Source organism: Aestuariivirga sp. (assembly GCF_020252405.1).
In the GTDB taxonomy this organism is placed as follows: domain Bacteria; phylum Pseudomonadota; class Alphaproteobacteria; order Rhizobiales; family Aestuariivirgaceae; genus Aestuariivirga.
In genome coordinates this window covers 1-23,917 of the sequence record NZ_JADCDA010000070.1, presented here as the reverse complement: position 1 = coordinate 23,917, position 23,917 = coordinate 1, and the positions used below count along the sequence as shown (strand labels likewise).

Below are 23,917 nucleotides of genomic sequence, written 5' to 3'. Positions count from 1 at the left end.
CTTTGCCAACTACCGTCCGCAGTTCTACTTCCGCACGACCGACGTGACGGGCGTGGTGACGCTGCCGGCCGGCACGGAAATGGTGATGCCGGGCGACAACATCTCCTTTGACGTGGAGCTGATCACGCCGATCGCCATGGAGGAGAAGCTGCGCTTCGCCATCCGCGAAGGCGGCCGCACCGTCGGCGCCGGCGTGGTTGCGAAGATCACTGACTAAGCATTAAATGGAGAGGCGGGTCCGTCAGGCGATGGGTCCGCCGCGCCGATAGGGGTATAGCTCAGTTGGTAGAGCGGCGGTCTCCAAAACCGCAGGTCGTGGGTTCGAGCCCTACTGCCCCTGCCAGATTTAAAGGAAGCAAACGTGGCAAAGACCAATCCGTTCGAGTTTCTCCAGGAGGTCCGCGAGGAGGCCAACAAGGTCGCCTGGCCGTCCCGCCGCGAGATCATGATCTCGACCGCCATGGTCTTCATCATGGTCGCGATCGCTTCCGTCTTCTTCCTCATCGTCGACTCCATCCTGCACCGCGGCGTGCAGTGGGTCCTCGGTCTCGCGGGTTAAAGGGCGGACATGGCTAAGCGCTGGTACATCGTTCACGCCTACTCGAATTTCGAGAAAAAGGTTGCGGACTCGATCAAGGAGCAGGCGGTCCAGAAAGGTCTGGGCGATCTGTTCGAGCAGGTGCTGGTGCCGACCGAGGAGGTCATCGAGGTGCGCCGCGGCCGCAAGATCAAGTCGGAGCGCCGCTTCTTCCCCGGCTATGTGCTGGTGAAGATGGAACTCACCGATCAGGCCTTCCACCTGATCAAGAACACGCCGAAGGTCACGGGCTTCCTGGGCTCCGACTCGAAGCCGATCCCGATTTCGGATGCCGAGGCCTCCCGCATTCTGAACCAGGTGGCGGAGGGCGTCGAGCGCCCGAAGTCCACCATCACTTTCGAAGTCGGCGAACAGGTTCGCGTCGCCGATGGACCTTTCGCGTCCTTCTCCGGCCAGGTGGAGGAAGTGGATGAAGAACGGTCGCGGCTCAAGGTCGCCGTGTCCATCTTCGGCAGGCCCACGCCTGTCGAACTCGAGTACGGGCAGGTCGAGAAGCTTCGCTAGGCCGCATACTCCGCCAAAGTGGGTACCACTTTGGCGACAAGAGTAGGCGCTACGTAGACTCTTCAACCTGTTCAACCCGGTGGGAGGCCTTCAACAAGCCGGACCACTAACCTCAATCAGCCGGATCAGCCGGCGAGGGAAAGAAAATGGCTAAGAAAGTCGTCGGCTACATCAAACTGCAGGTGCCGGCGGGACAGGCAAACCCGTCTCCGCCCATCGGCCCCGCTCTCGGTCAGCGCGGCCTCAACATCATGGAATTCTGCAAGGCCTTCAACGCCGCCACGCAGAAGATGGAGCCGGGCATGCCGGTTCCGGTGGTCATCACCGCCTTCCAGGACAAGTCCTTCACCTTCGAGATGAAGTCGCCGCCCGCGACCTATTATCTGAAGAAGATTGCCGGCCTCAAGTCCGGCTCCAAGGAGCCGGGCAAGGGCGCCTTCGTCGGCAAGGTGACCATGGCCCAGTGCCGCGAGATCGCCGAGCAGAAGCTCAAGGGCATGAACGCCCGCGACCTTGACGCCGCCGCGCGTGAAATTGCCGGCTCCGCCCGCTCCATGGGCCTCCAGGTGACGGAGTAAGGGATATGACCAGGACCGCAAAGCGCATCGCCAGAAACAACGAAGGCATCGACCGCCAGAAGCTCTACGGCCTCAATGAGGCCGTCAAGCTCATCAAGGACCGGGCCAATGCCAAGTTCAACGAAACCGTCGAAATCGCCATGAACCTCGGCGTCGATCCGCGCCACTCGGACCAGATGGTCCGCGGCGTCGTCAACCTGCCGAACGGCACGGGGCGCAACCTGCGCGTCGGCGTCTTCGCCAAGGGTGCGAAGGCCGAGGAAGCGAAGAAGGCCGGGGCTGACGTCGTCGGCGCCGAGGACCTCTTCGAGATCGTCAACAAGGGCACGATCGACTTCGACCGCTGCATCGCGACGCCGGACATGATGGGCCTCGTCGGCAGGCTGGGCAAGGTTCTCGGCCCGCGGGGCATGATGCCGAACCCCAAGGTCGGCACGGTGACCATGGATGTTGCCGGTGCGGTGAAGGCCGCCAAGGGCGGCGCTGTGGAGTTCCGCGTCGAGAAGGCCGGCATCGTGCAGGGCGGCGTGGGCAAGGCGTCCTTCTCGGACGAGCAGCTCAGCCAGAACATCAAGGCCTTCGTGGACGCCGTCATCAAGGCCAAGCCCTCGGCGGCCAAGGGCACCTATGTCAAGAAATTGTCCATTTCTTCGTCCATGGGTCCCGGCCTCAAGCTTGATCTCGCCTCCGTCACCGGCACGGGCGCGTAAACCCGGAGCATGATCCGCAAAAGTGGAACCGGTTTTGCGAAAAGATCATGCTCAAGCTATTGGTCTGCCGCATGTTCCGACCAGGTGATTCCGCCTGATCGGAGCATGCGCCGGGAGTGAGTTTTCTTGCTGAGAGCCTCAAGGATTTCAGCATTCTGCCCGAAGTTCATCGAACTTCGGTTTACCTGTCCGAGATTGCAGGCGCGGGGGCCTCGGCTTCCGCTTAAAAGCCCAGCCTGCATGAGATGGGTGTCAAAACGGAATTCGGATCCCCATATGGGGTCTCCGGGTCGGTTTGGACCTCATGGACCCAGTCCCGGGGAAACCCGGGCAGGGGGACAGGCACGTAAGCGCCGCTTTGGGCGCCCGCTGCCTTCGTGTGGTGGACGTCCTGAGCGGTTGGTCCAACGGCGGGCGGGCGACAAGCCCTTCCGCCATAAAGGAGAGAGCAAGTGGAAAGAGCTGAAAAGAAAGAGCTCGTCGCAACGCTCAACCAGGTGTTCAAGACCACTGGTGTGATCGTCGTGGCCCACAACAAGGGCCTCACTGTGAACCAGGTCAACGACCTGCGCAACAGGATGGCCCAGGCGGGGGCGACCGTGAAGGTCGCCAAGAACCGTCTTGCCAAGCTTGCTCTTGATGGCACTGATGCAGCCGGGATCAAGGATCTCTTCGTGGGTCCGACCATGGTGGCTTACGCCGCCGATCCCGTCTCGGCGCCCAAGGTCGCCTCGGCATTCGCAAAGGGCAACGACAAGTTCGTCGTCCTCGGCGGTGCGCTTGGCAGGACCGTCATGGACGCCAACGCGGTCAAGGCACTCGCCGAACTGCCCTCGCTCGACGAGCTGCGGGGCAAGCTCATTGGCCTTATCCAGGCGCCGGCCACCAGGATTGCTGGTGTGCTTCAGGCTCCTGCCGGCCAGCTGGCGCGTGTTCTCAACGCCTATGCCACCAAGGAACAGGCCGCTGGCTAAGACGCCGCGCCTCAACCACCGACAAACCAAACCGACGATAGAAAGATACTGAAATGGCTGATCTCGCCAAGATTGTTGAAGACCTCTCGGCTCTGTCCGTTCTGGAAGCCGCCGAACTCTCGAAGATGCTTGAGGAGAAGTGGGGCGTTTCCGCCGCCGCTCCGGTGGCCGTGGCCGCCGCTCCGGGCGCTGCCGCCGCAGCACCGGTCGAGGAGAAGACGGAGTTCACCGTCGTTCTCGCCGCGGCTGGCGACAAGAAGATCGAAGTCATCAAGGAAGTCCGCGCCATAACGGGCCTCGGCCTGAAGGAAGCCAAGGACTTGGTCGAGGGCGCGCCCAAGACCGTGAAGGAAGGCGTCAACAAGGCTGACTCCGAAGCGATGAAGAAGAAGCTCGAGGCGGTTGGCGCCAAGGTCGAGCTGAAGTAACGCGTTTCCGGCGGCGCTCCGCTCCGGAAGAGCAGGGCGCCGCCGGGCCAGCACTGCGCCGTCCGCGACGGCTTGCCGGACTTCCTTTCGAAAAGGGGGTTCGGCAAGCTGTCGAATATGCATTTTTTTGAACCGTCGAGGGGACCCCATGGCCGAAACTCAGTCCGCTGCCAGCCGCAAACGCCTCCGCAAGTTCTTCGGCAGGAAAGTCGAAGTGGCCGAAATGCCGAACCTCATCGAGGTTCAGCGCGAAAGCTACGACCAATTCCTCCAGATGGCGGAGCCCAGGGGCGGCCGCGCGAACGAGGGCCTGCAGGCCGTGTTCAAGTCGGTTTTTCCGATCACCGATTTCTCGGGCCAGGCCATGCTCGAATTTGTGCGCTATGAGTTCGAACAGCCGAAATTCGACGTCGACGAGTGCCAGCAGCGCGGCATGACCTTTGCCGCGCCGCTCAAGGTGACGCTGCGCCTCATCGTGTTCGAAATCGATCCGGACACCCAGTCGAAGTCGGTGAAGGACATCAAGGAGCAGGACGTCTATATGGGCGACATGCCGCTCATGACGTCGAACGGCACTTTCGTCGTCAACGGCACCGAGCGCGTCATTGTCTCGCAGATGCATCGTTCACCCGGCGTATTCTTCGATCATGACAAGGGAAAGACGCATTCCTCCGGAAAACTGCTCTTTGCCGCGCGCATCATTCCCTACCGTGGTTCCTGGCTCGACTTCGAGTTCGACGCCAAGGACATCATCTATGCCCGCATCGACCGCCGCCGCAAGCTGCCGATCACCACGCTGCTCCATGCCCTTGGTCTCAATGGCGAGGGGATCCTGCACACCTTCTACAAAACCGTCGCCTACAAGCTGACCAAGAACGGCTGGAAGACCCCGTTCAACGCGCAGCGCTTCAAGGGCATCAAGCCGTCGGTGGACCTGATCGACGCCAAGACCGGCCAGGTTGTGGTGGAGGCCGGCAAGAAGATCACCCCGCGGCTGGCCCGCAAGATCGCCGATGATGGCGTCAAGGACCTGCTGGTGCGGGACAGCGAATTGCATGGCCTCTACCTCGCCGACGAGCTCGTCAACGAGAAGACCGGCGAGATTTACGCCGAGGCCGGCGACGAGATCGGCGAGAAGCTGCTGGTTCAGCTCAAGGAGGCCGGTTTTGGCGAGCTGCGCCTTCTCGACATCGACCACATCAACAACGGCCCCTACATCCGCAACACGCTGAAGGCCGACAAGGTGGAAAGCTACGAACAGGCGCTCGTGGAAATCTACCGCGTCATGCGCCCGGGCGAACCGCCGACGCGCGAAACCGCGGAAGCGCTGTTCAACGGCCTGTTTTTCGATCAGGAGCGCTATGACCTTTCGGCGGTGGGCCGCGTGAAGATGAACATGCGCCTCGACGTCAACGTGCCGGACACCATGCGCGTGCTGCGCAGGGAAGACATCATCGCCGTCATCAAGACGCTGCATGAGCTGCGCGACGGCAAGGGCGAGGTGGATGACATCGACCACCTCGGCAACCGGCGCGTGCGGTCGGTGGGCGAGCTGATGGAGAACCAGTACCGCCTCGGCCTCGTCCGCATGGAGCGCGCCATCAAGGAGCGCATGTCGTCCGTCGACATCGACACGGTGATGCCGCATGACCTGATCAATGCCAAGCCCGCCGCCGCCGCGGTGCGCGAGTTCTTCGGTTCCTCGCAGCTCTCGCAGTTCATGGACCAGACCAACCCGCTCTCCGAGATCACCCACAAGCGCCGTCTCTCGGCCCTCGGGCCTGGCGGCCTCACGCGCGAGCGCGCGGGCTTCGAAGTTCGCGACGTGCATCCGACGCATTATGGCCGCATCTGCCCGATCGAAACGCCGGAGGGCCCCAACATCGGCCTCATCAACTCGCTGGCCACCTATGCCCGCGTCAACAAATACGGCTTCATCGAGACGCCCTACCGCAAGGTGGTGGACGGCAAGGTGACGGACGATGTCGTCTATCTCTCCGCCATCGAGGAGCAGAAGCACCATATCGCCCAGGCCAATGTGGCGCTCAACCCGAAGGGCGGCTTCGCGGAGGACCTCGTCATCGCCCGCCACGCCGGCGACGTGCTGATCGTTCCGGCTGACCGCATCGACTATGTCGACGTGTCGCCGAAGCAGCTCGTATCGGTCGCCGCGGCGCTGATCCCGTTCCTCGAGAACGACGACGCCAACCGCGCCCTGATGGGCTCGAACATGCAGCGTCAGGCGGTGCCGCTGGTGCGCACCAATGCCCCGCTCGTCGGCACCGGCATGGAATCCGTGGTGGCGCGCGACTCCGGGGCCGCCGTGGCCGCCCGCCGCTCGGGCGTCGTCGATCAGGTGGACGCCAAGCGCATCGTCATCCGCGCCACGGAGGAAACCGATCCGTCGAAGTCGGGCGTCGACATCTACACGCTCGCCAAGTTCCAGCGCTCGAACCAGAACACCTGCATCAACCAGCGTCCGCTGGTGCGCGTGGGTGACCGCGTGAAGGCGGGCGACATCATCGCCGACGGCCCGTCGACGGACCTGGGCGATCTGGCGCTGGGCCAGAACGTGCTCGTCGCCTTCATGCCGTGGAACGGCTACAACTTCGAGGACTCGATCCTGCTTTCCGAGCGGATCGTGAAGGACGACGTGTTCACCTCCATCCATATCGAGGAATTCGACGTGATGGCGCGCGACACGAAGCTGGGGCCCGAGGAAATCACCCGCGATATTCCGAACGTCGGCGAGGAAGCCCTCAAGAACCTCGACGAAGCCGGCATCGTCTACATCGGCGCGGAAGTGAAGCCGGGCGACATCCTGTGCGGCAAGATCACGCCGAAGGGCGAAAGCCCGATGACGCCGGAGGAGAAGCTGCTGCGCGCCATCTTCGGCGAAAAGGCCTCCGACGTGCGTGACACCTCTCTGCGGCTCCCGCCCGGCGTTGCCGGCACGGTCGTCGAAGTGCGCGTGTTCAACCGCCACGGCGTCGACAAGGACGAGCGCGCCCAGGCCATCGAGCGCGAGGAGATCGACCGTCTCGCCAAGGACCGCGACGACGAACTCGCGATCCTCGACCGCAATTCCTACGGCCGCCTCAAGGGCTGGCTCGCGGGCAAGGAGGCCACGGGCGGTCCGAAGGGCCACAAGATCGAGGGCAAGATCACCGAGAAGACCCTCGATGACCTGCCGCAGTCGCAATGGTGGAACATCGCCCTCGGCGACGGGAAGGCGATGGGCGAACTCGAAGCCATGAAGCAGCAGTATGATGAGTCCAAGAAGCGCCTCGACACGCGTTTCCATGACAAGGTCGACAAGCTGCAGCGCGGGGACGAGCTGCCGCCGGGCGTCATGAAGATGGTCAAGGTCTTCGTCGCCGTGAAGCGCAAGATCCAGCCGGGCGACAAGATGGCCGGCCGCCATGGCAACAAGGGTGTCGTGTCGCGCATCGTTCCCATCGAGGACATGCCCTTCCTCGAGGACGGCACCCATGTGGACGTGGTGCTGAACCCGCTGGGCGTGCCCTCGCGCATGAACGTGGGCCAGATCCTCGAGACCCACCTCGGCTGGGCCTGCGCCGGCATGGGCCGCAAGATCGGCGCCATGCTCGACACGGTGCGGGACTCCCGCAACGTCAAGCCGCTTCGTGACGAGATGAACCGCATCTACGGCAAGAACGAGGAGCTGCAGGGCCTCGACGACAAGTCGCTCGTCGAAGCCGCCGGCAACCTGCGCCGCGGCGTTCCCATTGCAACCCCCGTCTTCGACGGTGCGCGCGAGGAGGATATTGCGGCCATGCTGAAGGACGCGGGGCTTTCGACCTCTGGTCAGGTCACCCTGTTTGACGGCCGTTCGGGCGAGCCCTTCGACCGTCAGGTCACCGTTGGCTACATCTACATGCTCAAGCTGCACCACCTGGTGGATGACAAGATCCACGCCCGTTCCATCGGCCCTTATTCGCTCGTCACCCAGCAGCCGCTGGGCGGCAAGGCGCAGTTCGGCGGCCAGCGCTTCGGCGAAATGGAGGTCTGGGCGCTTGAGGCCTATGGCGCCGCCTACACGCTGCAGGAGATGCTGACCATCAAGTCCGACGACGTCGCGGGCCGCACCAAGGTCTACGAGGCCATCGTCCGCGGCGATGACACCTTCGAGGCGGGCATCCCCGAGAGCTTCAACGTTCTGGTCAAGGAGATGCGCTCGCTCAGCCTCAATGTCGAACTGCAGAACTCGCAGGCCAACCAATCGGGCTGAAGTTCCGGCGGCGGGAGGCAAGCCCTCCCGTCGGTCACCCTGAAGAATTCGAACATCCCCGCGGGACCATGCGCACGCCCCGCACAAAATGGAGAAATGGCCGATGAACCAAGAGGTCATGAACGTCTTCACCCCGGCAACGCCGGCCCCGACCTTCGACCAGATCCGCATCTCGATCGCCAGCCCCGAGAAAATTCTCTCCTGGTCCTTCGGCGAGATCAAGAAGCCCGAAACCATCAACTACCGCACCTTCAAGCCGGAGCGGGACGGGCTTTTCTGCGCCCGCATCTTCGGCCCCGTGAAGGACTATGAGTGCCTGTGCGGCAAGTACAAGCGGATGAAGTACAAGGGCATCATCTGCGAGAAGTGCGGCGTGGAAGTCACCCTCTCGAAGGTCCGGCGCGAGCGCATGGGCCACATCGAGCTCGCCGCGCCCGTCGCCCATATCTGGTTCCTGAAGTCGCTGCCAAGCCGCATTTCCATGCTGCTGGACATGACGCTGAAGGACGTGGAGCGCATCCTCTATTTCGAAAACTACATCGTCCTCGAGCCCGGCCTGACGCCGATGAAGCTGCACCAGCTTCTCTCGGAGAGCGATTACATCAAGGCCCAGGAAGACTATGGCGAGGACGCCTTCACGGCGGGCATCGGCGCCGAGGCGGTGCGCGACATGCTGATGTCGATCAACCTCGACCAGCTGCGCGACCAGCTGCGCGAGGAACTGAAGATCGCCACCGGCGACCTGAAGCCCAAGAAGATCGCCAAGCGCCTGAAGCTGGTCGAGAGCTTCCTCGAATCCGGCAACCGCCCGGAGTGGATGATCCTCACCCAGGTTCCGGTCATCCCGCCGGAGCTGCGCCCGCTGGTGCCGCTCGACGGCGGCCGCTTCGCCACCTCCGATCTCAACGATCTCTATCGCCGCGTCATCAACCGCAACAACCGCCTGAAGCGCCTGATCGAACTCCGCGCGCCGGACATCATCGTGCGCAACGAGAAGCGCATGCTTCAGGAAGCCGTGGACGCGCTGTTCGACAACGGCCGCCGCGGCCGCGTCATCACGGGCGCCAACAAGCGTCCGCTGAAGTCACTCGCTGACATGCTGAAGGGCAAGCAGGGCCGCTTCCGCCAGAACCTGCTCGGCAAGCGCGTTGACTATTCGGGCCGTTCGGTCATCGTCGTCGGCCCCGAAATGAAGCTGCATCAGTGCGGCCTGCCCAAGAAGATGGCGCTTGAGCTGTTCAAGCCCTTCATCTATTCGCGGCTTGACGCCAAGGGCCTTTCCGCCACGGTGAAGCAGGCCAAGAAGCTGGTCGAGAAGGAAAAGCCGGAGGTCTGGGACATCCTCGACGAGGTGATCCGCGAGCATCCGGTGCTGCTCAACCGCGCCCCCACGCTCCACCGCCTCGGCATCCAGGCCTTCGAGCCGGTGCTGATCGAGGGCAAGGCGATCCAGCTTCATCCGCTCGTCTGCACCGCCTTCAACGCCGACTTCGATGGCGATCAGATGGCCGTTCACGTTCCGCTGTCGCTCGAAGCCCAGCTTGAGGCGCGCGTCCTCATGATGTCCACGAACAACGTGCTGCACCCGGCCAACGGTCAGCCGATCATCGTGCCGTCGCAGGACATCGTGCTCGGGCTCTACTATCTCTCGATCATGCGCAAGGGCGAGCCCGGCGAGGGCAAGGCCTTCGGCAACATGGCCGAGATCGACCACGCCCTGGCGGCCGGAGTGATCACGCTGGCCACCAGGATCAAGGGCCGCGTCAGCGAGATGAATGCGGAGGGCAGGATCGTCACCCGCATCGTCGAGACGACGCCGGGCCGCATGAAGATCGGCGAGCTTCTGCCCAAGGCCGTCAACATCAGTTACGATCTCTGCAACAAGCTGATGACCAAGCGTGACATCTCCAGAATGATCGACGCCGTCTACCGCCATTGCGGCCAGAAGGAGTCGGTGATCTTCTGCGACAAGATCATGGGTCTCGGCTTCTACAACGCCTACAAGGCGGGCATCTCCTTCGGCAAGGATGACATGGTCGTCCCCGAGACCAAGGAGAAGATCGTCAACGCCACGCGCGAACTCGTGAAGGAGTTCGAGCAGCAGTACATCGACGGCCTGATCACCCAGGGCGAGAAATACAACAAGGTTGTGGACGCCTGGGCCAAGACCACCGACAAGGTCGCCGAGGAAATGATGGCGCGCATCTCGGCGGTGCAGGTCGACGAGAAGACCGGCCGTGAGAAGCAGATCAACTCGATCTACATGATGAGCCACTCGGGCGCGCGCGGTTCGCCCGCCCAGATGAAACAGCTGGGCGGCATGCGCGGCCTGATGGCCAAGCCCTCGGGCGAGATCATCGAGACGCCGATCATCTCGAATTTCAAGGAGGGCCTGTCGGTTCTCGAGTACTTCAACTCGACCCACGGCGCCCGCAAGGGCCTGGCCGATACGGCCCTCAAGACCGCGAACTCGGGCTACCTCACCCGCCGTCTGGTGGACGTGGCGCAGGACGCGATCATCTCGGAAGTCGATTGCGGCAGCACGGCCTATCTCACCACGCGGCCCATTGTCGATGCCGGTGAAATCATTGCCTCGCTGGGAAGCCGCGTGCTGGGCCGCACCGCGGCGCAGGACGTGGTCAACCCGGCTTCGGGCGAGATCATCGTCGCCGCCGGCAACGAAATCCTGGAGCCGCATGTCGAGATCATCGAGAAGTCGGGGATCGGCGAACTGCGCATCCGCTCGGTGCTGACCTGCGAGACCAAGTTCGGCGTCTGCGCCAAGTGCTATGGCCGGGATCTCGCGCGCGGTACGCCCGTCAACATGGGCGAGGCCGTGGGCGTCATCGCGGCGCAGTCGATCGGCGAGCCGGGCACCCAGCTCACCATGCGCACCTTCCATATCGGCGGCACCGCCCAGGTGCTGAACGAATCCTTCATCGAAGCCAATGCGGACGGCAGGATCGTCATCCGCAACAGGAACTTCGCGAAGGACGGGCAGGGCCGTCTGATGGTTATGGGCCGCAACTCCCAGCTGGTCCTCGTCGACGACAACGGCACGGAGCGCGCCATCCACAAGCTGGGCTATGGCACGCGCATGTATGTGGACGAGGGCGACAAGGTGAAGCGCGGCGTGCGTCTGGCCGAATGGGACCCCTATACCCGCCCGCTGATGACGGAAGTCGACGGCACGGTGGAGTTCGAGGACGTGGTCGAGGGCGTGTCGGTGAACGAGGTGGCGGACGAAGCCACCGGCATCACCAACCGCGTCATCATCGACTGGCGCTCGAACCAGCGCGGTTCGGCGCTGAAGCCCGCGATCGTCGTCAAGGACAAGGACGGCAAGGCGATGAAGCTCGCCCGTGGCGGCGAGGCGCGTTACCTGCTCTCGGTCGACGCCGTTCTCTCGGTCGATCCCGGCGCCACGGTCACCGCGGGCGACGTGCTCGCCCGTATCCCGCTCGAGAGTGCGAAGACGCGCGACATCACCGGCGGCCTGCCGCGGGTGGCCGAGCTCTTCGAGGCGCGCCGCCCCAAGGATCACGCGATCATCGCGGAGATTTCGGGCCGCGTCGAGTTCGGCCGCGACTTCAAGAACAAGCGCCGCATCCGCATCGTTCCGTCGGAGGATGGCGCCGAGGCCGTGGAGTATCTGATCCCCAAGGGCAAGCACCTTCCCGTCCAGGAAGGCGACTTCATCGAGAAGGGGGAATACATCATGGACGGCAATCCCGCGCCGCATGACATTCTGGACATCAAGGGCGTGGAGGAGCTTGCCTCCTATCTCGTCAACGAAATCCAGGAGGTCTACCGGCTGCAGGGCGTGAACATCAACGACAAGCACATCGAGGTGATCGTCCGCCAGATGCTGCAGAAGGTCGAGATCACCGACTCGGGCGATTCGACCCTGCTGGTCGGCGAACAGGTCGACCGCGAGGAGCTCGATCACGAGAACGCCAAGCTCGCCGCGGAAGGGCTTCGTCCCGCCTCCGGCAAGCCGGTGCTCCTGGGCATCACCAAGGCCTCGCTGCAGACGCGCTCCTTCATCTCGGCGGCCTCCTTCCAGGAGACCACGCGCGTGCTCACCGAAGCCTCGATCATCGGCAAGGTGGACACGCTCGAAGGCCTCAAGGAGAATGTGATCGTCGGCCGTCTCATCCCGGCCGGCACCGGCGGCATGCTGTCCAGGCTGCGCGCCGTCGCCGACAAGCGCGACACGCTGATCCTCGAGGAGCAGGCCAAGGCGACGGAAATCACCGCCGCGGAGTAAGGCAAGCCTTCACACGGCGTCAAAAGACCCGGTCTTGCGACCGGGCCTTTTCAGTTGACTGCAATCACCCCTTCGCTTCAGACCGGGGGTTTTTTGGCGAGACCCAACAGCCGTTTCAGCCGCTTGGCGAGAGGTTTTTTCTCGCCGACATCGCCCACATGGCGGCCGCGGCCGATATGTTCGCAGGCGGAATGCTCAAGCTGGATCATAGCGCGACCGGCCTTGCGGAAGGCGGCGCTGACCTCATATTCGGAGGCGAATTTCGCAAAAGGGCCCATGGCGAGCCAATCAGCCTTGCGCCGCAAGCCGGGATTGAAGCTATAGCCGCCCCAGCCCGGCCGGTCACCCGCAGCCTCGAGCCAGCGGAAGGCGAGGCCCTGTTCCACGCTCACGCCCTGGGCCAGCACCAGCCGGTCATGCCCGCCATCGCCCCCCGTGCGCCTGACGCCGATGACACTGGCGCGCTGAAATGTTTCCAAAAGCTGCAGCGATTCCGCAAGAAAGCCGCTGCGGTAGAAGCGCCAATCATCCTCGCAATGGAAGATATAGTCGGTTTCCACCATGCCATAGGCGCGGTCGATGCTGGGGCGCTGGCCCATGCGCCCACCATTGACGATATAGCGGATCGTGGCGGGGAAACGCGCCATCACCGGGCTTACCTCGGCGCCGTCGGAATCCTCAATCACGATCAAACGGCTGGCGAGGTCCGGCGCATGGGTGAGGAGCGAGGTTAATGTGGAATCGAGAAGGTCCGGTCTGCGGCAGCTCGTCAACACGCCGGTGATGTTGGTCATTCTGCTCCCGCCCCGAGCGCGGCCCGGATCCGCTCCGCATGCTGGGCCAGCACGGCATGGTCCGCCATCCTGCCGGTATGGGGCCTGAGTGGCCGACCCTCATGGCGCGGCAGCACGTGGACATGAAGGTGGAACACTGTCTGCCCCGCGGCCGCTTCGTTGAACTGCTGGATGAGCATGCCATCAGCGCCGAAGGCCTGCTTCACCGCATTGGCCACCTTGTGCACCGATGTCATGAGTGAACCAAGTGCCTTCGGCTCCGCGTCGAGCAGGTTGCGGGACGACATCTTGGGGATCACCAGCGTATGCCCGTCGGCCTGAGGCATCACGTCCATGAAGGCCAGCGTGTGCTCGTCCTCGTAGACCTTGTGGCAAGGGACCTCGCCACGCAGGATTTTGGCGAAGATGTTGTTGCTGTCATAGCTCATCGGTCTCGACCTTGTAGAGCATTTTCCGGTCAAGTGGAAGCCGGTTGACCATGGAAAATGCGACAAAACAAAGAGATAGAGCAGCTTTCCGGGTCCAGGCAATCGAGACCGGCGTTAGAAATCCTGTTCCTGCCGGAAAGGCGAGTGTGCCGCAAGCGCCTGCTGCTCCTGCTCGATACCGGCCCGCTCCGCGTCGAGGTAGCTGGCCACCGCCCGTTGCAGGCCGGGGTGGGCGAGATAGTGCAGCGAATAGGTTTTCTGCGGCAGGTAGCCCCGCGCCAGCTTATGCGCACCCTGCGCGCCCGCCTCGACGCGCGGCATGTTCCGCGCGATCGCGAAATCGATGGCCTGGTAATAGCAGGTCTCGAAATGGAGATTGTCATGATATTCGATGGCGCCCCAGTTGCGGCCATAGAGCGCATGCGAGCCGATGAAGTTGAGGGCGCCCGCGATCGGTTTTCCCCCGCGCTCGGCGATCACCAGCAGAATGTGCTCGCTCATCGCCTCGCCGATCATGCTGAAGAAGCGGCGGTTCAGGTAAGGAGAACCCCATTTGCGCGTGCCCGTGTCCATGTAGAAGTCGAAGAAGGCATCCCAGTGCCGCTCCGCGATGTCCTTGCCGGTGAGCGCATGCACGGAGATGCCGGCGTTGCGCACCGAGGCGCGCTCCTTGCGGATGTTCTTGCGCTTGCCCGATGAGAGCGAGGCGAGGAAATCGTCGAAGCCCGCATAGCCATCGTTCATCCAGTGAAACTGGATGTCGGTGCGCTTGAGCCACAGCTTGCCGCCCAGCGCCTCCCAGTCGCGCTCCGGCAGGAAGGTCATGTGCACGGAGGAGGCTTCCTCTTGCGTGCACAGCGCGATGAGAGCCGAAGCGAGATCGCGCCGTTGTGCCTCCGTCTCCGCCAGGAGACGCGGTCCGGTGACGGGCGTGAAGGGCGCCGAAACCTGCATCTTGGGGTAATAGCGCCCGCCGGCCCGCTCATAGGCATCGGCCCAGCCATAGTCGAAAACATATTCGCCCTGCGAATGGCGCTTGCGGTAGCAGGGCACGATGCCGGTGATGCGGCCCTCATCCTCCATCACGAGGTGGCGCGGCGTCCACCCGGTCTTCGCCACCGCACAGCCGGACTCCTCGAGGCAGCGGAAGAAGTCATGGCTGACAAGCGGGTTGAACGCGCCGCCCGCCGGATTGGCCAGCCGGTCCCAGTCCGCCCGTGGGATCGCCAGGGCACTGGTCACGGCTTTCAGCATGTCAGGCCGGGAATCCCTCGAAGGTGATCTGGTCGGAGCATCGCCTCGCCATTACGGCCTGTTCAGGCGTTCGGATCGTCCAGCTGATGACAGGCACGCCGGAACTGCGCAGCGCGGTGATCGGCGCCCAGGGCAGCTCCTCGAACTGGAACGAGACGAAATCGGGCCTGGTGCGGGAAATATGCGAGAAGGTGCGCAGTTCCATCTGCCTGGCCAGCGGCAGCGCGCCATAATAGGGATCATCGCAACGCTTCGCCACAATACCGCGGATGGTGGCGGGCGACAGGCGGCGCACCGCCGCAATCATATCCGGGTCGAAGGACATAAGGCAGCAGGGGCCGTCATAACCCTTCAGCACCTCGATTGCCCGCTCGGCAAGGCGCACATCGCCGTCCCAGTTGGACTTAAGCTCGATGATGAGCGGAACCTGGCCCCGCACCTGGGCGAGGAGTTCGGCCAGCGTCTGCACCCGGTCCTGCGAATTGCGAATCGTCAGCGCCTGCATGTCCGCCGCGCTGATGTTCTTCACCAGCCCGTGGCCCTCGGTGAGGCGGTCCAGATGGTCGTCGTGGAACACCACGGCCTCGCCGTCACGCGTCAGCTGCAGGTCGCACTCGATCGGATAACCGCCGATGATCGCGGCCGCGAAGGCCGATGCCGTGTTTTCGACGATGCCCTTGCCGAAGTCGTGGCGCCCGCGGTGGGCGATCGGCCGCGCGGTGACCACCTCGGCAGCGCGCCAGCTCTTCGTTGCGTTCATGTTCACTCCACTTCGACGATGGCCTCGACCTCCGTGGAGATGCCCATCGGAAGTGACGGCGATGCGACGGCGGAGCGCGCGTGGCGGCCCTTGTCGCCGAACACCTCGACCATCAGGTCGGAGGCGCCGTTGATGACCTTCGGGTGGTCCTTGAAGGAGGCCGCCGCATTGACGAAGCCCAGGAGCTTCACCACGCGCTTCACCCGGTCAAGGTCGCCGCCGCAGGCATCCTTCAGCTGCGCCAGAACGTTGATGCCGCAGAGCCGCGCGGATTTCGCGCCGTCTTCCAGCGACACATCGACGCCGAGGCAGCCCGGCCACACCACCTTGCCGTCCTCCACCGGCCCCTGGCCCGAGATGAACACGAGGTTCCCGGTGCGCACCCACGGCACGTAATTGGCCACGGGCTTTGCCGCGGCAGGCAGCGTGATGCCGAGCTCGGCGAGGCGCTGGTCGATCTGTCCCATTGTCGTCTCCTGTCAGAAGGGGGGTGCGGCGCACCCCTTGAATGGGGGCGAGATTGGCCGCCCGGGCCGCCGGAATCAAGCGCGGGTGAGCAGGTCAGCCGGGCGCTCGCCGCGGAAGAACTGTTCGAGATTGTCGATGCATTTGTGCCCCATGGCGCTGCGCGTGCGCGGCGTGGCGCTGCCGAGGTGCGGCAGCAGGAACACGTTCTCCAGGCTGCGGTAGCGCGGGTCGATCTGCGGCTCGCCCCTGAACACGTCAAGCCCCGCCGCGGCGAGATGTCCCGAGGCGAGGGCGGCGATCAGCGCCTCATCCTCCACAATGTCGCCGCGCGCCGTGTTGACCAGGATGGCGCCCCTGGGGAGCAGCGCCATGGCCTCCGCATTCACCATGCCGCGCGTGTCCGCCGTGGAGGCGCAGTTGACCGACAGGAAATCGATGTTGGGCAGCATGTCCGCAAAGCGCGCGTGGTAGGCAGCGCCCGGCGCCTGTTCCGCCGCCACGGGCTTGCGCGCGTGGTAATGGATCGCCATGCCGAAGGCGCGGGCGCGTTTCGCCACCGCCTGGCCGATGCGCCCCATGCCGAGGATGCCGAGCCTCCGGCCCGACACGTCGAAGCCCATCGGCGAGACCAGCGTCGTCTCGCCCCAGCGGTTCTCGCGCACCATGCGGTCGCCCCAGGAGGCGCCGCGCGCCGCGCCCAGCATCAGGAGGAGCGCTATATCGGCCGTCGCATCGGTCAGCACCCCGGGCGTGTTGGTGACGGCGATGCCCCTCGCCTCCGCCTGCGGGATCGAGAGATGGTCATAGCCCACCGAATGGGTGGCGATGATGCGGATCGAGGGCGGCAGCGCCGGGATGAACTCCGGCCCCAGCTTGTCGAAGGAGGTGAGCAGGAGGCCGTCATGGGCAGCGGCGAGGCGCAGGATATCGTCACGTGTCATCGGCCGGTCATCCGGGTTCAGCGTCGCGAGGAAGTCGCGCGAGAGCCGCGCCTCGACGTCCGGCATCATCTTCCGGGTGACCAGAATGCGCGGTTTCGCCGACCCTGCTGCCGCCATCTTTGCCTCTTGTTGTCCGGTGATTATCTTGGTGTGATGAGGATTGCCCGCATAGAGCATGATCCGCAAAAGTGGAACCGGTTTTGCGATAAGATCATGCTCCAGCATATGACCCGGCGCATGACCCGGCCAGGTAATTCCACCTGACCGGAACATGGGCGAGGACCGTCCCGCCAGAGGAGAAGCAATTGAAAACCGTCCTGTCCGCCGCCGGCCTTCTGGCCCTGACCATGCTGGCCGTGGCCAGCACCGCCGATGCCGCCACGGTTGTTCCGCACCGGGCGATCTATGACCTGACCCTGCTGCGCGCCAATGAAGGGGCTTCCCTGCAGTCGGCGGCGGGCAAGCTCGCTTTCGAGATCGACGGTTCCACCTGCGACGGCTTCACGGTGAACTTCCGCATGGCCACCAAATATCGCCAGGAGGATGGCAGCATCGCCGTCATCGACACGCTCACCACCACTTTCGAAAACGCCGGGGCGACGGAACTGCGCCACCAGCTGAAGGAGAGCGTCAACGGCACGGTGAAGGAGGCCGACCGCATCAGCCTCAACCGCAAGAGCCCGGACGCCGAGGGCACCGGCACTCTGAAGAGCAAGCCTGACGAGCCCTTCACGGTTCCGGCGGGTGCGGCCCTTCCCATGCAGCACCAGCTGAGGCTGATGGCGCTGGGCGAGGCGGGCGGCGGCCGCGATTCGAGCATCGTGTTCGATGGCTCCAACGGGGCGAAGTCGTTCCGCGCCATTTCCTTCGTCGGCCGGCGGAAGCCGCCGGGCAGCATCCCGCACGATGCGGCAAACCCGGCCGCCGCCGCTCTCAGGGGCGAGGCGGCCTGGCCGATGACGGTGAGCTACTTCACGCTCGATGGCAATGCCGAGACGCCGGAATACCAGGTGAGCTTCGACATGTACGGCAATGGCGTGGCCTCCGGCCTGGTGCTCGACTATGGCGATTTTGCGCTCGCCGGCACGCTCACCGACCTGAAGCTGCTCGACAAGCCGGGCTGCAACTGAGAGCGCGGCGGTCCATGTCGAGCATCAAGCGCCAAGAGCCGGGCGGCAAGGGCGATGTCGAAGCCTTCCTCGCCCGCGTCCGCGCCATGCCGGCGCCCGCCACTGGCGGCGGCAGGGGCCGCCTCGTGCTTGCCATGGACGCCACCATGAGCCGCCAGCCCAGCTGGGACATGGCCCTGTCGATCCAGGGCGACATGTTCGCCGAAGCGGGCCGGGTGGGCGGGCTTGACGTGCAGCTCGTCTATTTCCGCGGCTTCAATGAATGCCGCGCCTCGAAGTGGACGCCGGACACGGCGGTGCTCGCCCGGATGATGTCCGGCATCCGCTGCCAGGGCGGTCGCACCCAGATCGGCCGCGTGTTGAAGCACCTCAAAGGCGAAGCCGCGGCCGGCAAGGTCAATGCCTGCATCTATATCGGCGACGCGCTGGAGGAAGCGATCGACCCGCTGGCCCAGCTTGCCGGCGAGATCGGCCTGCTTGGCATTCCTGTCTTCATGTTTCAGGAGGGCGGCGATCCCGCCGCCGAGGCTGGCTTCCGGGAGATTGCGCGGCTCACCCGCGGGGCCTATTTCCGCTTCGGCAGCGATGCCGGGAAGATCCTGCGCGAGCTGCTGGCGGCGGTTGCCGTCTATGCCGCGGGCGGCTTCGCGGCGCTCGAAAACCATTCCGCCCGGCGCGGCGGCGCGGCCGCCCTTCTGCTTGGCCAGATGAAATAACGGACGGCGCATGATGAATTTCATCCTCGGCCTGGTGATCGTGGTGGGCGGCTGGTACCTCATCAAGTCCTTCGCCAATGCCCAGCCGGCGCAGGTGCGGGGGCTCATCCGCAAGGTGGGCGGCATCGCTGTCATCGCCTTCGCGGGCCTGCTCACGCTGCGCGGCGAGGTCAATGTCGCGATCCCGCTGTTCATGCTGGGCTTGGGCCTCATGGGCCAGCAGGCCATGTTCCCCAATGGCATGCCGTGGCAGCGCAAGAGCCCGGGCCAGGCCTCGAAGGTGTCGACCAGCCTGATCGCCATGCAGCTCGATCATGATTCGGGCCGGATGGATGGCGATGTGCTGGCGGGTCCGCTGAGGGGCCGCAGGCTGTCGAGCCTGACGCTGGCCGAGGCGCAGGCGCTGCACGCGCAATGCGTGGCCGCTCCCGACCAAAGCCGCGCGCTGTTCGAGGCCTGGATCGAGCGCGCGCATCCGGAATGGCGCAAGCAGTGGAACGGCGGGGCAGACGGCGCGCCCGTCACCACGTCGCAGAAAATGACCCGCGCCGAGGCCCTGGCCATTCTGGGCCTGAAGGAGGGAGTTGCGCCCGATGACATCCGTGCCGCTCACCGCCGCCTGATGAAGACGGCCCACCCCGATCTCGGCGGGTCGGACTATCTCGCCGCCAAGATCAACGAGGCGAAGGAATTCCTGCTGCCATGAGCCGCGGCGAAGGGCTCACGACGGTCCCACCGGCTGGCATGGCGCCTTTTGCTTCTTGATGGTCTTGCAGGCCATGGCGGCCGAGGCCTGGTCGAAGCCGGTGAAACGCGCGCGATAGGTGATCTTGCCCTTCTTCTCCACCATCACCGTCTGTGCGGTGCGGCCGTCGAGCATGTCGGGCGAGCGCTTGCGCATCTGCTGCAGCACCGCCGTCGCATCCGCCTTGGTGGCATAATCGCCCAGCGAGATGATCCAGCCGCCATCCGCACCGGCGGCGATCGTGGCCATCCGGGCCTGATCGGCCTGCTGCTGGGCCTGCGTTTTCTGTTCCGAAGGCGCGGTTGACGGCGCGTCTGCCACCGTCCCGTTCGGTATCGGCGGAGGAACGGTTTCGACCTGCGGGGCTTCCTCCGCGGCCTTTGTGGCCGTGCCCGTGGCGACCGGCGCCGCCGCGGGTTTTGCGGGCCGGGCAGCTTGCGCGGCGAGGCTCGCCATCTGGTCCACGCCGTCCTCGGTGTCTCCCTGCTCGGCAGGCTCGCCAGCGCCCGTTCCGGCGGCCTTGGCTTGCGCAGCCTTGTTCTTGCGCTGGGCCAGACGTTTTGCCGCGGCATCCTTGCGGGGCGGCTTGGCGGCGGGTGTGGCTCCGGTATCGCCCGCCGCGGCGGTCTCAGTCTCGTCCGTGGGCTTGGCGCCCTTGGCGGAACCCGCATAGGCGGCAATGGTCTGGCCGCCTGTGGCATCATCGAAATACTGGCTCAGCATCTGCTTCATGTAGGCATCGCGCGAGGCGCCGGATTTGCCGCCTATGACGACGCCGACGAGGCGCTTGTCGCCGCGGCGCACCGAGGTGACGAGGTTGAAGCCCGAGGCGGCGACATAGCCCGTCTTGATGCCGTCAGCACCCTCATAGCTGCCAAGCAACCGGTTGTGACCCTTGATGGTCTTGCCCTGAAAAACAAAGCTCCGTGTATTGAAATAGGGATAATACTGCGGGTGGTCGCGCATCAGGCGCAGGCCCAGCGTGGCCATGTCGCGCGCCGAGGTCACCTGGTTTGGGTTGGGCAGGCCCGATGCGTTGAGGAAAGTGGTGCGCGACATGCCGAGACTGCGCGCCGTGCGCGTCATGCGTTGCGCGAAGGCGCTCTCGCTGCCGCCGAGGGTCTCGGCAACCGCGCAGGCAATGTCATTGGCCGATTTGACGATGAGCGCGCGCATCGCCGTCTCGGCGGTGATGCTCCCGCCCGCCTTCACGCCGAGCTTCGAGGGCGCCATGCCGGTGCAGCGGGCGGAGACCGTGATCGGGGAACTGAGCTTCAGCGTGCCGGCACTCATGTCCTCGAACAGCAGATAGAGCGTCATCATCTTGGTCAGCGAGGCCGGGTGGCGGATGCCGTCGATGTCACTGGCATAGAGTACCTTGCCATTTCGGGCATCGACGGTGAGGGCCGCGAATTTGGGTCCGGCATATGCGGCGGTTGCGTCCAGTCCCGCCGCCAGGACGGCAGCCACCGCCGGACGCCAAAAACGGAATCCAGAAGATTTTGCGCACGGCCTCGGTCGATTGCCGCGGAGCCCAGGAAACTGCATGCCAACTCCACCAAATCGGCCCGGCCCGAAGGCGGGGCCCGCTGTCATATTCCGCCCGGTCCAGCCACCCCTCCGGCCCGGCCAACTTCACTTCGCAAGGTTTTTGGAGCTTTTCAGCCAAGCACCGTTACCGGGGAGTAAATCAAAGGCCTGAACATTTCCACCGAGAAAGTTATGGTGCATTGCAAAATAGATATTGACAACCATGTTGCAGCGCACATATTAGGCCCATTCACCCTGCGGCAAACGGAGACGCACCATGATGAAGTCCTTTGAAGAGTTCCAGTCCTTCGGCAAAGACGGTTTCGAGGCCTATGTTGCCGCCTCGAACGCTCTGACCAAGGGCTTCCAGGCGATCGCCCAGGAAGCCGCCGATTATTCGCGCAAGTCCTTCGAGAAGGGCACCGCGGCTTTCGAGAAGCTCTCGGCCTCCAAGTCGCTTGACAAGGCCCTCGAAGTCCAGCAGTCCCTCGTCAAGGAGCACTATGAGTCGCTGGTCGCCCAGATGACCAAGCTCAACGAAATGTACATCGCCACCGCCAAGGAGGCCTACAAGCCCTTCGAAGCCTCCATGTCCGCCTTCGGCGTCAAGGCCCCGAAGTAACCGCTTCGTCGGCTCATTTCTGAACCCCGCGCGCCGCAAGGCGCGCGGGGTTTTGTTACTGGAAGTGCCCCTGAAGCACGGCATTTCGAAACTGTATTCCAAACATTGACGGATTTCTGTGGAAATGTATATTAGGGCCTTAGAAAGCTGGAGCTATGTTACACAGAGTTGAGATCGACAATTTCTTTTCCATTCGAGACGCGCAGGTGATCGACCTTTCCATCGCTCTGAATGTTCCGGATGAAGAAGGACGTTATTCACCGGTATTTCCTGGATCAAAGATTCGCGCTCCAAAGGTAATCGCCATCTACGGGGCCAACGCATCGGGCAAGACCACGGTTCTTAGGGCGCTGCAGTTTCTCACAGCTTTCGCGCGGGACAGTGCCCGACAAACGGGCCTAGTGTTCCCGTGCCAAACCTTCAACGATGAGGACTCGATAAGTCGCCCAGTAAAGTTAGCAGTTGAGTTTGGCGGCCTTATGGACCTGAGCCCTGCGATTCTAGAAAGGGCCGAGGCAGGAGAAAAGGGGGAATTTGGCATTTATCGTTACGAGCTTGAGGTTGAGGTCTCGGAGGGGAACACACGTAAAGTTCTTAAGGAGGCCCTTAGGCAAAGGCCTGGCGGTCGGGGTAAGTGGCAGCGAGTGTTTGAGCGGGACGCTGACGGGAAGGTGAAGGATTCCCACACTTTCTCTCTCCGAGGGTTTGGCCATCTATTGAACACTCTACAGCCGAACGTCTCATTGCTGTCGTCTTTCGCTCTGTTTCAGCATCCCACGGCTATGCTGTTCATAGAGCAGGCTGAGAAGATCATGCTCCAGATGTCGCCCACATCACGAGAGCAGGACCAGCCTCTTCTCGCATATCTTCAACAGGTCCCGGTTGTGATGGATCAGATAAACAGGGAACTGAATAGAATAGATGTAGGCGTCGAAGGTATGCGAGTTCAGCAGTTGTCGAATGGGCCGCAGCTAGTTTTCAGGCATTCGGGCTTGCAAGCCGAAATGCCTTGGTCCCGTGAAAGCCATGGGACACAATCCTTCATAAGGATGTTCCCGTTGATCTCCTATGCCCTTCAAGAGGGGAGTATATGCCTGATTGACGAGCTTGATGCATCACTTCATCCGCTAGTGTTGTTTGAGATTGTTGGATGGTTCTATGACCAACATATACGTAACAAGGCAGATGCGCAGCTATGGTTCACGTGCCATTCGGTTTCCTTACTCGAAACTTTGAACAAGGAAGAAGTCATTATCTGCGAGAAAGATCGTCAAGGCAGAACGACAGCCCACAGCCTTATGGATGTGCACAGCCGTCGAGACGACAATCTCTATCGTAAATACTTGAATGGTGCCTTTGGCGGGATTCCTCAGGTGGGATGAAGTCACGCAGACCATTCATACAGCAACGCAAACCAATTTTTGTTGGATGCGAAGGCGAGTCTGAACAGAGTTATGCAAGTTTCATCTTGGACACCATTCGAGAGGAGGCTCTCCATGTCCACCTTCGCATTGAGGTCTTGCGGGCTGGAGATCCGAACGCAAGGCTTCAAGTTGCAATCAAGAAGCTGAGAAGGTTGATAAGTGATGGCTATGCATTCGAGGACCGCTTTGTGTTCTTGGACACGGACCAATTGTCCGGCAATCCTCAGCGTATGCGCGAGGCGGCTTTGCTTGCGGCTGAACATAAGATAAGGGTTATCTGGCAGGAACCGTGTTTTGAGGCGTTACTGCTAAGGCATATTGAAGGTTGCGCCACAAAGCAACCGTTAGACAAATCGGCGTCCGAAAAGGCTCTCAGACGGGAATGGCCTAACTACGAAAAGCCGATGAGCCGAGCTGCACTGAAGCAGAAGCTGAATCATCAGAGTCTACTCCGTGCGGCAAAAGTTGAAGTCGAATTGAAAAGTCTTCTTCATTGCGTGGGACTGCTTACGTAGCAGAGTTTTGCGAAAGGTGTGCCAGTGTGTGAACGTCACATTTTCTGACTATGATTTGGTTGAACTATTGTCGGAGAGTAGGCTATCTCGGAGAGGCGGGCGATCAATTGGCTCCATAAGGTTCCCCCTCCCCCTTGTGGGTGTACAGACCGGGGAGATAGGTAACGGGTGTTCGGGGACATAGGTAACGGTTTTAGCATTGTTGGGTTGGCTTTGCGAGATCGAAGCTGGCGATGCGTTGGTGGCGGTAATGGACGTGGTAGGCGCCGTCGGTTT

The 23,917-nt window shown here is 63.1% G+C and carries 21 protein-coding genes, 1 tRNA gene and 1 pseudogene; 16 read left to right on the top strand and 7 right to left on the bottom strand.

Translation table 11 applies throughout. From position 1 onward, the window contains the following. The 10 genes and pseudogenes from tuf to rpoC form a co-directional block, all read left to right on the top strand. Positions 1-217, top strand: a pseudogene (gene tuf, locus IOC69_RS10790) (elongation factor Tu); the annotation flags it as partial. 50 nt (positions 218-267) lie between these two features. After that, positions 268-343, top strand: a tRNA-Trp gene (locus tag IOC69_RS10785). Positions 344-361: 18 nt separating this feature from the next. Next, positions 362-559 carry a preprotein translocase subunit SecE gene (gene secE, locus IOC69_RS10780; RefSeq protein WP_290543556.1) on the top strand — a complete coding sequence of 66 codons (198 nt, stop codon included), beginning with the start codon at positions 362-364 and terminating at the stop codon, positions 557-559. Positions 560-568: 9 nt separating this feature from the next. Then, positions 569-1,102, top strand: coding sequence for a transcription termination/antitermination protein NusG (gene nusG / locus IOC69_RS10775; RefSeq protein WP_290543555.1), 534 nt, complete (start codon positions 569-571; stop codon positions 1,100-1,102). A gap of 146 nt (positions 1,103-1,248) precedes the next feature. Continuing rightward, positions 1,249-1,680, top strand: coding sequence for a 50S ribosomal protein L11 (gene rplK / locus IOC69_RS10770; protein WP_290543554.1), 432 nt, complete (start codon positions 1,249-1,251; stop codon positions 1,678-1,680). 5 nt (positions 1,681-1,685) lie between these two features. After that, positions 1,686-2,390, top strand: coding sequence for a 50S ribosomal protein L1 (gene rplA / locus IOC69_RS10765; RefSeq protein ID WP_290543553.1), 705 nt, complete (start codon positions 1,686-1,688; stop codon positions 2,388-2,390). Positions 2,391-2,842: 452 nt separating this feature from the next. Beyond that, a complete protein-coding gene (gene rplJ, locus IOC69_RS10760) occupies positions 2,843-3,364 on the top strand; it encodes a 50S ribosomal protein L10 (protein ID WP_290543552.1) in 522 nt (173 codons plus the stop codon). 53 nt (positions 3,365-3,417) lie between these two features. Next, complete coding sequence (gene rplL / locus IOC69_RS10755; RefSeq protein ID WP_290543551.1) at positions 3,418-3,792, top strand: 50S ribosomal protein L7/L12; 375 nt, start codon at positions 3,418-3,420, stop codon at positions 3,790-3,792. 148 nt (positions 3,793-3,940) lie between these two features. Continuing rightward, complete coding sequence (rpoB, locus tag IOC69_RS10750; protein WP_290543550.1) at positions 3,941-8,044, top strand: DNA-directed RNA polymerase subunit beta; 4,104 nt, start codon at positions 3,941-3,943, stop codon at positions 8,042-8,044. Between the two features lie 103 nt (positions 8,045-8,147). Further along, entirely contained in the window at positions 8,148-12,314 is a 4,167-nt protein-coding gene (gene rpoC, locus IOC69_RS10745) for a DNA-directed RNA polymerase subunit beta' (RefSeq protein ID WP_290543549.1), read from the top strand. A 77-nt stretch (positions 12,315-12,391) separates the two neighbouring features. On the opposite strand, the gene IOC69_RS10740 is transcribed toward rpoC, so the two are convergent. The 6 genes from IOC69_RS10740 to IOC69_RS10715 form a co-directional block, all read right to left on the bottom strand. Next, positions 12,392-13,108, bottom strand: coding sequence for a hypothetical protein (locus IOC69_RS10740; protein WP_290543548.1), 717 nt, complete (start codon positions 13,106-13,108; stop codon positions 12,392-12,394). Then, positions 13,105-13,536: an HIT family protein gene (locus IOC69_RS10735; protein WP_290543547.1), complete on the bottom strand. Its 432-nt coding sequence runs from the start codon at positions 13,534-13,536 to the stop codon at positions 13,105-13,107. Before IOC69_RS10735 ends, IOC69_RS10740 begins: the two co-directional genes overlap by 4 nt. A 114-nt stretch (positions 13,537-13,650) precedes the next feature. Beyond that, a complete protein-coding gene (locus IOC69_RS10730; RefSeq protein WP_290543546.1) occupies positions 13,651-14,790 on the bottom strand; it encodes a GNAT family N-acetyltransferase in 1,140 nt (379 codons plus the stop codon). Position 14,791: 1 nt separating this feature from the next. Then, a complete protein-coding gene (locus IOC69_RS10725; RefSeq protein WP_290543545.1) occupies positions 14,792-15,550 on the bottom strand; it encodes a glycerophosphodiester phosphodiesterase family protein in 759 nt (252 codons plus the stop codon). A 2-nt stretch (positions 15,551-15,552) separates the two neighbouring features. Next, positions 15,553-16,017 carry a RidA family protein gene (locus tag IOC69_RS10720; protein ID WP_290543544.1) on the bottom strand — a complete coding sequence of 155 codons (465 nt, stop codon included), beginning with the start codon at positions 16,015-16,017 and terminating at the stop codon, positions 15,553-15,555. Positions 16,018-16,092: 75 nt separating this feature from the next. Beyond that, complete coding sequence (locus IOC69_RS10715; RefSeq protein WP_290543543.1) at positions 16,093-17,076, bottom strand: D-glycerate dehydrogenase; 984 nt, start codon at positions 17,074-17,076, stop codon at positions 16,093-16,095. 188 nt (positions 17,077-17,264) lie between these two features. Between IOC69_RS10715 and IOC69_RS10710 the strand changes: the two genes are divergently transcribed. From IOC69_RS10710 to IOC69_RS10700, 3 genes are read left to right on the top strand one after another with little or no spacing between them, the layout of a single operon-like run. After that, entirely contained in the window at positions 17,265-18,089 is an 825-nt protein-coding gene (locus IOC69_RS10710; RefSeq protein WP_290543542.1) for a DUF1849 family protein, read from the top strand. A gap of 14 nt (positions 18,090-18,103) precedes the next feature. Continuing rightward, the gene (locus tag IOC69_RS10705) at positions 18,104-18,805 is read left to right on the top strand and encodes a VWA domain-containing protein (protein ID WP_290543541.1); all 702 of its coding nucleotides are present in this window, start codon (positions 18,104-18,106) and stop codon (positions 18,803-18,805) included. A gap of 10 nt (positions 18,806-18,815) precedes the next feature. Continuing rightward, the gene (locus IOC69_RS10700; RefSeq protein WP_290543540.1) at positions 18,816-19,511 is read left to right on the top strand and encodes a molecular chaperone DnaJ; all 696 of its coding nucleotides are present in this window, start codon (positions 18,816-18,818) and stop codon (positions 19,509-19,511) included. A 15-nt stretch (positions 19,512-19,526) separates the two neighbouring features. Here IOC69_RS10700 and IOC69_RS10695 read toward each other — a convergent pair whose 3' ends face one another. Beyond that, positions 19,527-21,020: a D-alanyl-D-alanine carboxypeptidase gene (locus tag IOC69_RS10695; RefSeq protein ID WP_290543539.1), complete on the bottom strand. Its 1,494-nt coding sequence runs from the start codon at positions 21,018-21,020 to the stop codon at positions 19,527-19,529. Between the two features lie 337 nt (positions 21,021-21,357). Here IOC69_RS10695 and IOC69_RS10690 point away from each other — a divergent pair, with 337 nt between their 5' ends. The 3 genes from IOC69_RS10690 (at position 21,358) to IOC69_RS13690 (ending at position 23,641) form a co-directional block, all read left to right on the top strand. Beyond that, a complete protein-coding gene (locus IOC69_RS10690) occupies positions 21,358-21,702 on the top strand; it encodes a phasin family protein (RefSeq protein WP_290543538.1) in 345 nt (114 codons plus the stop codon). Positions 21,703-21,857: 155 nt separating this feature from the next. Next, the gene (locus IOC69_RS10685; RefSeq protein ID WP_290543537.1) at positions 21,858-23,084 is read left to right on the top strand and encodes an ATP/GTP-binding protein; all 1,227 of its coding nucleotides are present in this window, start codon (positions 21,858-21,860) and stop codon (positions 23,082-23,084) included. Beyond that, entirely contained in the window at positions 23,081-23,641 is a 561-nt protein-coding gene (locus tag IOC69_RS13690) for an RloB domain-containing protein (protein ID WP_366935514.1), read from the top strand. The genes IOC69_RS10685 and IOC69_RS13690 overlap by 4 nt, the downstream gene beginning before the upstream one ends. Positions 23,642-23,917 lie beyond the last annotated feature (276 nt).

Coding starts and splice junctions, on each gene's coding strand:
- IOC69_RS10740 (WP_290543548.1), bottom strand. CDS start 13,108: ATGACCAACATCACCGGCGTGTTGACGAGCTGCCGCAGACCGGACCTT.
- nusG (WP_290543555.1), top strand. CDS start 569: ATGGCTAAGCGCTGGTACATCGTTCACGCCTACTCGAATTTCGAGAAA.
- IOC69_RS10690 (WP_290543538.1), top strand. CDS start 21,358: ATGATGAAGTCCTTTGAAGAGTTCCAGTCCTTCGGCAAAGACGGTTTC.
- IOC69_RS10685 (WP_290543537.1), top strand. CDS start 21,858: ATGTTACACAGAGTTGAGATCGACAATTTCTTTTCCATTCGAGACGCG.
- IOC69_RS13690 (WP_366935514.1), top strand. CDS start 23,081: ATGAAGTCACGCAGACCATTCATACAGCAACGCAAACCAATTTTTGTT.
- IOC69_RS10730 (WP_290543546.1), bottom strand. CDS start 14,790: ATGCTGAAAGCCGTGACCAGTGCCCTGGCGATCCCACGGGCGGACTGG.
- rpoB (WP_290543550.1), top strand. CDS start 3,941: ATGGCCGAAACTCAGTCCGCTGCCAGCCGCAAACGCCTCCGCAAGTTC.
- IOC69_RS10725 (WP_290543545.1), bottom strand. CDS start 15,550: ATGAACGCAACGAAGAGCTGGCGCGCTGCCGAGGTGGTCACCGCGCGG.
- IOC69_RS10715 (WP_290543543.1), bottom strand. CDS start 17,076: ATGGCGGCAGCAGGGTCGGCGAAACCGCGCATTCTGGTCACCCGGAAG.
- IOC69_RS10720 (WP_290543544.1), bottom strand. CDS start 16,017: ATGGGACAGATCGACCAGCGCCTCGCCGAGCTCGGCATCACGCTGCCT.
- IOC69_RS10735 (WP_290543547.1), bottom strand. CDS start 13,536: ATGAGCTATGACAGCAACAACATCTTCGCCAAAATCCTGCGTGGCGAG.
- IOC69_RS10700 (WP_290543540.1), top strand. CDS start 18,816: ATGATGAATTTCATCCTCGGCCTGGTGATCGTGGTGGGCGGCTGGTAC.
- rplK (WP_290543554.1), top strand. CDS start 1,249: ATGGCTAAGAAAGTCGTCGGCTACATCAAACTGCAGGTGCCGGCGGGA.
- rplL (WP_290543551.1), top strand. CDS start 3,418: ATGGCTGATCTCGCCAAGATTGTTGAAGACCTCTCGGCTCTGTCCGTT.
- rplA (WP_290543553.1), top strand. CDS start 1,686: ATGACCAGGACCGCAAAGCGCATCGCCAGAAACAACGAAGGCATCGAC.
- IOC69_RS10705 (WP_290543541.1), top strand. CDS start 18,104: ATGTCGAGCATCAAGCGCCAAGAGCCGGGCGGCAAGGGCGATGTCGAA.
- rpoC (WP_290543549.1), top strand. CDS start 8,148: ATGAACCAAGAGGTCATGAACGTCTTCACCCCGGCAACGCCGGCCCCG.